At 65.5% G+C, this 12032-nt stretch carries 5 protein-coding genes; 4 read left to right on the forward strand and 1 reads right to left on the reverse strand.

Annotated features, from left to right (window positions below):
• Positions 1-574 precede the first annotated feature (574 nt).
• Positions 575-2431, reverse strand: coding sequence for a hypothetical protein (locus tag ACIBX3_RS51235; protein WP_397128048.1), 1857 nt, complete (start codon positions 2429-2431; stop codon positions 575-577).
• 567 nt (positions 2432-2998) lie between these two features.
• Between ACIBX3_RS51235 and ACIBX3_RS51240 the strand changes: the two genes are divergently transcribed.
• The 4 genes from ACIBX3_RS51240 to ACIBX3_RS51255 all read left to right on the forward strand — a co-directional run bounded on the left by ACIBX3_RS51240 (position 2999) and on the right by ACIBX3_RS51255 (position 12013).
• Complete coding sequence (locus ACIBX3_RS51240) at positions 2999-4498, forward strand: hypothetical protein (protein WP_397128049.1); 1500 nt, start codon at positions 2999-3001, stop codon at positions 4496-4498.
• A complete protein-coding gene (locus ACIBX3_RS51245) occupies positions 4491-7124 on the forward strand; it encodes a hypothetical protein (protein WP_397128050.1) in 2634 nt (877 codons plus the stop codon). Before ACIBX3_RS51240 ends, ACIBX3_RS51245 begins: the two co-directional genes overlap by 8 nt.
• Positions 7125-7613: 489 nt before the next feature.
• On the forward strand, positions 7614-8822 hold the full coding sequence (locus ACIBX3_RS51250) for a hypothetical protein (protein WP_397128051.1): 1209 nt from the start codon (positions 7614-7616) through the stop codon (positions 8820-8822).
• Positions 8813-12013, forward strand: a complete 3201-nt coding sequence (locus ACIBX3_RS51255) for a hypothetical protein (RefSeq protein WP_397128052.1) — start codon at positions 8813-8815, stop codon at positions 12011-12013. Before ACIBX3_RS51250 ends, ACIBX3_RS51255 begins: the two co-directional genes overlap by 10 nt.
• The last annotated feature ends 19 nt before the right edge of the window (positions 12014-12032 follow it).

A 12032-nucleotide genomic window follows, 5' to 3' on the forward strand; every position in this document is an offset into this window, starting at 1 on the left:
CTCCGCCCAGTCCTCCACCTTGATCACCCTCCAGAGAGTGGAGGGGTCAACATTCAGCCGTCGCCTGGGGGTCAGTATTCACGCGTCGTCGACATATCCGTCGTTGGAGGATACTGGCGCGTCTTGCCAGCTGTGCTGCTAGACCGCACGGGCGCGGGCAACATGAAGCTGGTGAAGGAGACAACCAGGCTCGGGCAGATCTACCGCGTCGGGGCGACATCACGGCCTTGACGACACGCCAACCAGCTGAGGGTCGGGTGCAGGCGAGCCGTGCTTGACAGAGGACCTGTACACGAGCGGATGATCGAGTAACCATGAAAATTGTCGGTGCTCTTGGGCAGAATTACACAGAGAGGAGGGGGCATGTCTCAAGATGGCCGTGACGTTGACCAGCACGCACCTCCGCCGAACGGGTGTAGATGGTGCGGAATCGAGGAACGCAATCACCTCCAGCGCTGGAAACCTGAGGTGGGTTGGCATCAGTGGGTGGCGCCAACGTCGGACCAGCGCAAGGAACGCATGCTGGCCCGACGAAAGCGCCAACGAGCTGAAGATAAAGCTCAGTTCCTACAGCTCAAGCCGCTCTTATCCTGAGTTCTCTGAATATATCCCGCAGCTGATCGGGTACCTGTGAAGGTTCTGTCAGAGCCAGCGCAAGCTGGAACATCATGTCCGGCTTCCCGCCCGGTCCCTGATCGCTCTGTTCCTGCAACATGAGCTGCAACTTCGCGCTGAATTTTCCATTGCCGCGGAGCGCCTTGAAATCTTCAGCTCTCCAGGCGAATTCGTTTCTGGGCCATATCTCATTGGCGACCGAAGCCCACAAATCGTCGTTGAAGAGTTCCTCGAACTCGTTAAATTCTCCGGGCTCTCCGATCATTTTCACGATCTGACTGGTCTCTGCGCCGAAGGTCTGACGCAGCCGTTCTTCTTTGAACATGCCCCGCCCCGCAGTGCGACTGTCGGCGTCCACAGCAACCATGACAGATCGACCGTGTTCGACCAGGTAGCGAGCTAGATGCAGCGCCCCTTCGTTGTTGCAGCACGCCCAGAGGGCGATCCCAGCCGACTGAAGGGACATTCCCTCGGAGAGACGGAAGAGCAAGGGAATCGCCCGCTGCTCCGAGGGGCCCTCGACCGCGAGGAAGCAGCGTTCGTGCAGGAGGACAGAGTTACGAAGCCCCAAAGCGGCGGCGATCTGTTGCAGGTGCTTGTCGATGCTGTCGTGGTCGCTCGCTCCGAGACGCTCCATCACGGTACGGCCTTGCTGCAGTTTCAAATTGACCACGTCAGAGATGTCGACGCCATCGATCAGGTTCATCGAGTGCGTGGCAACCATGACGCTGACATGGGGAAGTGACGACTGCTCACGGATGAGCTGCATGATCTGACGCTGATGACCGTAGTCCAGATGTGTGTCTGGTTCGTCATAGACAATGATCGTTTGCGCGCGAGGCGGGCTGGCGCTGCCGTCATCTTCCTCGGTGACGGTCAGCTCCACTCTTTCCTGGCTGGACAAGAGCTCGCTGGTCCATTCCCAGACGGCGAGTGCGACACGCCGCGCGCTCCCCTGGCCGGAGCGTTCCAACCCCACATGCTCGCCAGAAGATCGCGCCAGCCGTATGCGGGCCGCTCGAAAGCCCTGCGTGAAGGAAACCTCCGGCTCGACGAAAACATCGGTGAAGTCAGGGCAGCGACTCTGGATGTGATCGCATAGAGACTTGGCGTCTATGCGCAGCCGCTCTTTAACCTCGGCTTCAACCGTCTGTAGCCGCTCCTGCAGGGACTCATCCGCTACGTGTGCTTGGAAACGGCCCTGCAAGACGGACCTCACAGAGTCTTCGGCGGGCTTGTGGCCGCTGAAGGCCACTACCTGCGGCATCCTGCTCGCCACGCCCGATGGGACCCCCACCCAGCCGGCGGGGCCTGAATGCTCGGCGGCATAGGCGCGAAGGACCTCCTCTAGGTCGGCTCGCAACTGCGGGACAGGCGAGATCCCGAACTCTTTCGCCAGTTCTTTCAGCCCGGGCACTCTGTGAGCTGACAGATCGCGCAACCGATCATCGTCAGGGATCGGTAGCCAGCATTCGAGGTGGGGGATCAAGTCCTCGCCGGCGTGACGTCTGATCCGGAGCCGAGGCGGGAGCTTAAAAGTTTCCTGCTCCCACTCGTCGAGCGTGAAGACCCCTTCTACCTCGGTTTTCTCATGACGCTGCGCAACGTCAGTCTGGCCGTCGTCGCGATTGCGCGCCATGTACGTTCGGTCGTCCTCGACCACGCTGTAGTCGCCGACCAGAAACTGCAGAGCGGCGAGTACGGCAGTCTTTCCGCCATCGTTGTGACCGGCCAAGATGGTGGGCGCACTGACAGGGATGTCTGCGACCTTGGTGAGCGAGCGGAAGCCGCTGACGGAGAAGCTGCTGAGATGCACGGTTCCTGGGCACTCCGTTCGTTTGCGTAAGGGCCGGTAAGCGGACCCAAGAAGCCCTCTATCCAAGGCAAACTTCGTACGCCAAGGGCTCACCTGTACCAGGAGCCATCGTAGATCCCATCCTCCACATTGCGTGACAGTTTCCGCCATCAAGTCGGAGCGAAGAGCCACTGCGGCTGCAGCGCTTCCGGCGAGGCTGAAGGCAGTCGAATCTCGAAGGGCCGACTGCGTCCTTGAACGACGGACGCTGCGACATCACTCCATGCTTCACCGCAAGCCCAGGCCGCCCAGCGTCTACCCGATGGTCACACGTATTCGGCTTCGGCGCTCGACGGTACAGCGGGCAACCCGATGTCCCTCGGCGGTAGTTGCTGCAGACCTTGCGGGCGCCGTAGACGCCGTAGTCGTCGGCGTGGATGCGCTGGATGTGGGTGTCCAGTTCGGCCTCGCACGGGAATCGAGTCGATCAGCGCCCAGGCGCACATCCGTGCGTGCCATCCTCTCTAAGTAACAGTCTTCTCACCATCTGCTGTCATCAAGCGGACATGCTCGATAGTGTCGGCGTTCATGGCGTCCAAGATCTGGGAGGCCTCGATGTACATGGTGCAGGGCCCTGCCTGGAGCACCACTGGGCTCGACGTTGCCGCGGGCAGGTATCCGCTGTCGATCGAGCGGCACGTGATGCGGATGGCCGATCTGCTGGTGCCGGGTGTGACGACGGTGACGCCGCACGCCCGCTACTACAGCCTGCACGCCCTCGTCGCCATCGAGGCTGAGCGCCGTCGGCTGTCCCCCCAGCAGGCGCAGGACCTGCTGCGCCGTAGTGAGGTCGTCATGGCAGCGGTGTCGTACGCGCACGACCACGGCGAGACCGGGCTGCCGCGGGCGCACGGCCTCGATGCCCTCGTGGGCCGGTTGCAGGGCGGCGAGGTTGTCATGGCCGAGGCGGCGCTGCCCGTTAAGGGCGGCTATGTGCGCAACGTGTGGGGCTTTTGGAATCCGTACGCGGCTTCCGAGGTCTCCCTTGGGATCCTCGCGCCCGCGAGCATGCCGACCCCGGGCCCTGCCTGCGCGGTCGAGCAGGTAACCGCGGGGCTCGACGGCATCCTGGAGCTGGCGGCTCGCCAGAGCCTGGCCGTGGACGAACTGCGCGGCCACCCGCACCTGTGCGTGTGCGCCGGTGGTGGAGCGGCCGACGGGACGTGGCTGGCGAGGCTGCTGTGCCTGCCTGGCGAGCAGCCCGCCGAAGCCGCCGGGCTCAGCAGGCAGAACACGATCCGGCTGCTCGCGCGGGTGATGCGGACCCACGAGATTGGCGACGTCACCAACGATGTCAGATCGTTGATCGCGTATGGCGACTTCCTGACGAGCGACCCCGTCACCGCCCCATTGGACACGGCTCCGGTCTGGCGCGGGGTGGTGTTACGCAACTACGCGGTCAGTGCCTGGCGGCGCCTCTGGTCATGGCTCGTGTCCCAGGTCGACGGCTTGATGCCCGCCGACGACTTGGCCGAGCGGTTCGCTGACAGCATGCCGGACGGAACGCTGGCCGCGTTCATGGATGGGCTGCCCGCCACCGTCACCCCGACGGGTGCCCCCGCCCCGGCCGAGGAGCAATTGCGGGCGAGCGACCTGCCCGATCCGGTACGCGAGCTGGCGGTTCTGATTGTCAACGCCCGGCGGGTGAAAGAGCTGTCCGGACGGGGACGCGACGCCTTCCTCGGGCAACGCGGCGTCGAGCTCGGCCCCGAGTGGATGGCGTGGCGGCTGGCCGAGTCGCGGTCCGGCTCCTCACGTGACTTCGCCCGGCGGCTCACCCACGACCTGCTGACCCGCGGCAGACGCGTGGCGCTGTCAAAGGCCCGCCGGCGGCCGGATGGGACGTTGTGGCTGCCCACCCGTCTTCACGAACGCGACGGGTTGCTCTTTCGGACCAGCCAGGAAGGGCGCGGCGACGTAGGCCTGAGGCTGGCGCAGCTCACCTCCGTGCTGGCCGGCGCCGGGGTGCTCGAACTGGCCGATGGAACCTGGCGCGTGACCGATGCCGGGCAGGTGCTCCTTGACTGAGCCGCTGGTGGACCTGGAACTCGCCTCGCCGCTGACGCTGCTGATGGAGGAGGAACGGTACGGAGACCGGCAGGCCGAGGAGGCTCTGTTCCTCAGCTTCACCACCGACCTTGGCTTCTTCGAGACGGTGGCGCTGGGCGTCGCCCAAGCGTGCGGGGCACGGGTGAGTCTGGTCGGTGATGCCGCGATGAGCACGATCGACCCGAGGGCCGTACGCCGTGCCGGACGCGCCTACCTGCCCGGCCAGGCCGTGTGCGGCGGAGCCTTCCACCCCAAGCTGATGGCGCTGGTGGGCCCCCAGCGGGCCACCGTCGCCATCGGCTCCGGGAACGCCACGCTCGCCGGATGGCAGGCCAACGCGGAGTTGTGGACCGTGCTGCGGGCCGACCGGCACCACGTCCCCGACCTGTTCGGCGAGCTCTCGTCGTGGCTGTCCAGGCTGCCGGACCGGATCCGGTTTTCCAGGCGCGTGCCAGAGGCGCTGCATCGGGTCGCCGACGGTCTCGCGGCGCTGCGCGAGCAGGCCGAGGCCGTGCACCCGGACCTCCGGCTGGTGTCGTCCAGCGAGCAGTCCATCATGGACCAGCTCCCCACAGGCCCGGTCGAGGAACTCGGGGTGTGCGCGCCGTTCCACGATCCCGGTGCCGTCACCCTGCGCCGCTTGGTCGAGCGCTTACAGCCGCGGCGGCTGGTCGTCAGCTTCCAGCCCGGCTTCACCGAGCTCGACGGCCAGGCGCTCGCCGACCTCGTCACCGAACTCAACGCCGACGTCCGCCTCGACGACGAACCCCGCTACCGGCACGGCAAGCTCATCGAATGGGTCGTCGAGGGCCGCCGGTACGCGCTCACCGGCAGCCCCAACTTGTCGGCCGCCGCGCTGTCCACGTCCCTGGAGAACGGCGGCAACTGCGAACTCGGCCTCATCGCGCCGATCCACGCCTCCCGCATGCCCGAAGGCGCAACCGTGCCCACCACCGATCTACGCCCGCTGAAGTTCTCGATCCGCCCGCGCAACGAGCGGAAAGGCCCGCTCCTGCTCGGCGCCACCCGGGTCGAGCAAGGCCTGCACGTCATGTTCGCGCGCACCCTCCGCACCAGCGGATACCTGGAGCTGTCCGCCGCCGCGGCCCCGCCCGAGACGTGGGAACGCGTCGGCGAGGTGCCCGCCGACGTCGCCGAGGTCCTGCTGACCCTGCCCGCCGACGGCGGCAGCCGACTTCGCCTCGTCACCACCCTGGACGGCCAGGCACGTCCCAGCAACATCGTCTTCGTCGTCGACCCCATCCGCGCGCAGAACCGGTACGGCCTCAGCGGTACCCCCGCGCCGACGACCAGGCCCGGCCAGCTGTTCACCAACGAGCAACTGGCCAGTAAGTTCCTCGCCGACCTCAGCACCCTCGCCACCACGCTGACCCGGCCTCCCACTTCCGCCGCCGCGTCCTCGGCCGCGGCGCCGGCCAAGACCGCGCGTGCCGAGGTCGTCTCCGATCGATCCGGCGGCGGATGGGCCACCTACCTCGACGAATGCGCCGGACGTCTCGGAACGCCGCTGCTGCGTTTCGCCCTCGGGCTGCCCGCCCTCCCTGCCGAGCAAGAAGGCGCCTACGAGGAGCTGCTGCCGGTGTCCTGGGACGAGCAGTTCGCGGACGACGCCGACGCCGGACTCGACAACGACGACCCCGAGACCGTGGCCGACCCGCCGACCGCCGTCACGCCGCCTCCCGACCTGCGCATCGCCGGCGCCGCGGTACGCCTTCGCTACCAGCGGTGGGCCGACCGTCTCACCCGGGTCGCGCCGACACTGGAGCTGCCGGAGCGGATGCTCGTCACCAGGCTCCTGCTCTGGACCGCCGCGGCGGGCGCCTGGGACCGCGACGATCATGCCTGGCTCGGCCTCCTGGCGGATGCCGTATGCGAACTGGGTGTCGGCACGCCGCCCGCCGAGGTGGAACCACAGGTGGGCAGCCTGGCAGCGGTCGGCCTCGCAGTGCTCCGCGCCCATGCGCCCCGCCACGTCAGCACCGCCACCACAGTGGCCTTCACCCGGGCCGCCGCCGTCGTGGATCATCTCCTTCCCGCCACCGAACCCGAGTACGTTGAGCAGTACTGCGAACTGATGCAGGAGGCGTTCGGCCCGGCGTTGAGCCCGGAGGCGGTGCAGAGACTCGCCGCCGAGATCGTCCAGGCTGACCCTCTCAATGACGCTGTGCGCACGCTGGCGCAGCAGAACCGCGACGTGCACCGGCACGGCGAACGCCTGCTGCACGTCACCGGCACCTTCGGCAACGCACGGCTCGTCGCCCTCCAGGCTGTCGCGGCCGCCCAGGCCTCCGGCCTTGTCGGCGCCTGGGCCACCTCCTCCGGCGGCAGTTGGGCGCTCGTCGTCTGGCGTCGGCCGGATCTATTCACCATCGACGCCGGTCCGCGCACCCTGTGGCGTCACTACCGGCTCACCGGTCTTCGCGATCCACGCAGCCTCGCCGCCCAGCGCAGCTTCGACGGCGTGCGGCCAGTACCGCATGGTCCGCTCCTGGGGCCGTTTCCCGAGGCGCTCGCGGTGCTCGCGGACCTGGGCCTGCCTCCCGATCCCCGGCCTCCTCTTGACTGCACTCCTTGGTCGGGCTGAGCGCTGTGAGGTAATGACGTCTTTCCTGGCAGGCAGCTCACAGTCGACGTATGTCATTCGCTGATGCTGCCACAGGCGGTATTCGTAGTGTCGGTTATGGGCCGGTGATGGATTTCTCAGGCGAGACTCCACATCCGGATCGTGGCATCGAGGCTTCCGGAGACGACGACGGGGACGCCATCCTTTCGAGTGCCCACCGCCAAAGCCCTGATGGTGTTTGGCGTGACCGGTGAGGGGGCTGCTGAGAAGCCCCGAATCTACATGTCTGCAGGGCGGCCGGAGACGATCTTTAGGCTCAGGCAGCACCGGGCCGCCGTTATGGCATTGAAGCGTTACATCTTTCCAAGTTCGTCCCATAAAGTACATTATGACGCTTTAGGGTGTTTGTCTGCTTCTGCTATCCCTTTCTTGAGAGGGTGCTTATCTTTTCGTTGTCTTGGCGGTTCGTGTGGGCTCTTTTTTGTCGGAGGGCTTCAGTACGGTTGTGACGTGGCGAACACGGCAAGTGCTGAGCGATTCCAGATCTCCGATGATCATGTGCGGTATATGGCGCTGTACGCGGCGCTCATCGCGGCCGAAGCGCTGACGGAACCTGCCATGGCGGGGGAGCGTCGGCTGGCCGCGTTGACCCGGGCACACGGGATCGTGATGGCGCTGCGCGGCCCTGCGCATCCACTCGGATTCGGCGAGTTCCGGGATTTGGTCCGCGGGCCGGTCGCGGGGTTGCTGCCTCCCGGACGCGAAGACGGCGGCCTCGGCTCGGTCTATGCGGTCGATCCAGAGACGGGCGAGCGGAATGTCGATCTCGAAGCGCTCGACGGGGAGTACGGGGCGGTCGCCAGGTTGTCGGGTGACCTTCCGTACTGGCCCTGGCTCCGTGAGGAGTTGGCTGAGAACAGGGCCTATGCGCTCTTCATGAAGGGCGAGAGCCAGCGGGCCTACGTTAGGCGTCGCGAATTCGTGGTCCGTCACGCGGCAGGACTGCAGAGGTCGCTGCGCTCCATGCCGAAGGAGATTGAGGATCTATATGTAGGCGTCCCCGGGGAGCGGTGCTACGGCCGCTGGTGTTTCCTCTGCCCGCTCTGCCAGTGGCCGATGCGGGTTCGTCCGGCCGACGGCGTCGTGAAGGTGTCTTGCGACGATCGAGGACATCGGGAACGCGGGGCCGACTACCGCTTTATCCGTGACGACGACCGTGAAGGCGCGCCCGAGCTCGTAGGCATCCATCCACCCCCGGCGATTCTCGCGCGGAGCCGTCCGCTCGCACCCATCGCCGGCGAGGCGCAAGTACACGAGGCGGGGCGGACCCAAATGGTGGGTCCCGAATGTTGGCACTCGCACGTGGTGCCTGGGCTACTGGAGCTCGCCCTCTACGACGAGCTGAGCAAAAGAGGCGTGGCCGTGGGCCTCTGGCCTCGGCTTGACTCCTACGACCTACACATCACAGTCCAGCGAGAGGGACGGCCAAAACGAGTCTGGAAGGTCGATGTGAAGGACGTCATCTCGGTCGACGCGCTCATTCGCAGGCTTGAACGCGAAGGTAGACAGGAGAACGGACTGTACCTCGTCGTGCCCGACCGGTTGGAATCGCAGGTAAAGCTCCTGGAACGGGCGCTGGCGGCCATGGGCTGGAAGGTGCGTGCCGCCTCAAGGCTCGCTCAGGAGGTCTGCCGAGAGCAGGGGGTCTCATGGCCGTGAAGCGCGCAGAGACGGACACCTCACTCAAGGTCGCCGAGTTGGCGCTGGCGCTGGCAGCGCAATACTTCCCTGACGGTGACGACGAGATCGCCCAGTTCACCGACGCCGCGTTCCTGCTGTCAGGCCATCTGCACTGCTGGGACCGCTGGGAAAGCCTCACCTACGAGGAGAAACAGCGATTCGGCCGCCTTCTCGCGTTGCGGCCGGAGCGATTCGCCAATCCCACAGTCTTCAGCCGTACCATGCTGCACGTACTCTCCGCCGAGAGCCCACGGATTGACTCGTTCCGACTGACGGAGGACCGCACGGGCGCGCGACCAGTGCTCGGCGGCGACCTCGCTGGATTCGCTACGCGCCTGTTCGCTGAGCTTGAGGCCGGTCCGCCCAAGGGCGGCGCGCATCAGGTCGCAACGCCAGGCCCTTGGTGGCTGCGGCGCTCTCGGGAAGGACGGGCTGGAGAGAACGTCGAGGTCACTATCCCGCATTTCCCCGGTGCTGTGGCCGTCTCCGTGCCGCTGCCTGCATTCTCCAAGGCACCGTTTCGGGCGAACCTGAAAGTGCGGATCTCCGAACTTCTTTCCCTTGCTGAGCAACTCGACGCCCTTCGGCCCAACCGCACACCCTACCTTCACGCCACGCTGGACAAGCTGTTCGCCGGCCTGCGCACCGCGGACGGACCGCTCAAAGATGATCTGGTACTGGTGAGTGGGCTGCTACGAATTCTCAATGCACCCACCGGCACAGGTAAGAGCGTGCTGATGCGGGTTCTCGCCGTCCACTTGGCCCAGCGGGATATCCGCGTGGCGGTCATCGTCCCTACCATCGAGTCCAGCCTCGGCACCGCTCGTGAGATTGCCGACGACCTCGACTTGCTCGATGTAAAAGCTGGCTGTACCCCACTCATGTCCCCGAATCGCTTACACGAGCGGGCGACAAAGGTGGCCGAGAACGCAGGAATCGAAGGGGACTGGGATGAAGGAACCCAGTGGCGCCTCGATCAAGTCAGCTACGGGTGCGCCCTTTCGGAGCTGATCGATCCCGCGTCCCGCCCCAAGCCTGGTACCGAACCGTGTGAAGTTCATCGGCCGGACGGAAAGAGCGGTAGGGAGAACCGCATCTGCCCATGGAAGCCGACTTGCCCAAAGTTCACGCAAACGAGGGCAGCGGTGACCGCCGGGGTCGTTGTCACCAATCATCACTACTTCCTCAGAGGCAAGCTCCATACGGCCCTTGAGCTCGACGGGCGGCCCAGAGACCGGATGGCGGCCGCGGAGTTTCTGCTGAGCGTCTTTGATGTCGTCATCATCGATGAGATCGACCAGTTCCAGTCCACAGCTGTCGATGTCTGCGCCCGCGAGATGACGCTGTCGTCCAGGGCCCGGTGGGAGGAGATCCCTCTCAAACGGCTCGACGACGACCGAGCCCGCATTCCGATCCGGGACTCCCTGCGGATCACACCCGCCCTGAGCAGGCTCCGGGAGTTGTCCGACCAACTGGTCAACTTCGTCGCGGACGGAGCACTCCGGCTCCCCGGTGTCCTGCAGGGCGTCCACACCACTAAATGGCAGCTGCCGAACGCCTACGACCGTAACCTTATCGACGCGCTGTTCGGAATTCCTGAAGACACCACACTGACTGCTGAGACCTACCGGCGACTCGACTCGCTGTTCCCCGACTACGAGCCCGATCGCGATGTGCGGCATATTGATTCGCCCGCCGAACCGCTCGCTTCCGCCAAGGAGATCCTCCAGACGCTCCTCAACCATCCAAACGAGGAGTCCCTGAACGAAGCGAGGCTTCAGCTGGACGACCTGTTGAGCACCGTCGTATCCGACAAGAAGAAACGCGCCGGGCACGTCACCCAGATGATCCTCAAAGCGTGGTTCGCAGCGCTCCAACACCACGTTCGGGAGCTCCAGGGCGAGGCATCACGACTCCGCGCAGTCGATCTGCCGTCGGCCCGTGAATTCGTCGACGGCTTGGCCGCTTTCGCACTCAAAGGCCCCTTCCCGTACGGGCCGCTCGGCTATGCACTGGTGGGGTTCCGATTCGCTGGCCTTACCGACCCAGAGGGCTCCACCGAACTGTCCCTGCAGACGATCACAGGCGACCCCCACGCCTATACCGCCCAGCTCGGCGCGATAGTTGGGCTCACCCTGTGCGGTCATGAACGGATCGTCCTGGGGCTATCGGCAACGGCGTTCTTCCCTGGAGCGGTCCGCGAACATATTCACTCACCGCTTGCCTGGTGGATGACGGACGCCGCAGAGGACGCCATCACCGTCCGCGACGGCCGGGTAATGCGGGGATCGGACTACATCCAGATCTCTGGTTTGCCCAAACAGGCCAAGCGTGGCGAACTGATGGAGATGGGGGAGCGGCTTTATGAGACGCACCTCGTCCCCCTCCTGGAAGAGATGCGCCGCGACGATCCCGACCGCGCGAGAGTAGCGCTAGCCGTGAACTCCTATGAGCAGTGCCTGGATCTGGCGCGTGGCATTACACGAGCCGTTGGCTATCGAGATGGCCTGTGCGTCGCGGTCCCCTCAGAACCGAAACGCCGCGAGGCACTCATGGGACAGTTCCAGCTACGCCGCGGTGTGAACACGCTTACGGCGGATGAGTTCGAGGACTTCCCTGCACACGGCGACATCCTGATCGCACCCATGGCCCGTATCACCCGCGGGCTGAACATCGTCATCGGCATTCGATCCGCCCTGTCCGCGATCTTCTTGTGCGTCCGCCCACTCGCGTTGATGTCGGATCCCGCCGAGATGTTCGCCAGCGTCAACGCCGCGGGGCACACGGGGTTCGAGCCGTCTGCCCGTCCTGCTGACACGCTGGCGGCGGCCCGGAAGCGCTCACGTGAACGGCTCTACCAGGTGCTACGGGCGGCGCCGCATTTCCGCAACCAGGACGACGACTTGCAGGAAGAGGTCGTGGCGGGCGTCATCGTCGACCTCATCCAGCTCGCCGGGCGCGCCCGCCGCGGTGGCACCGACATGCGGCTCTTCCTCGTCGACCATGCCATCCATGACCAGAGCTGGCGCAGCGACATGGCGACCATCATCCGCCGTATGTACGCCGACTGGCCCGACCAGACTCGCGCCGACATGAGGTCGGTCTACGGATCAGCACTCACCTCCCTGCTCAAAGACGTCGCCGGTATCGACCCGAAGGACGTCCAGTGATTCCCCGTCCGTACGAGCG

Source organism: Nonomuraea sp. NPDC049480 (assembly GCF_044465905.1).
Lineage (GTDB): Bacteria > Actinomycetota > Actinomycetes > Streptosporangiales > Streptosporangiaceae > Nonomuraea.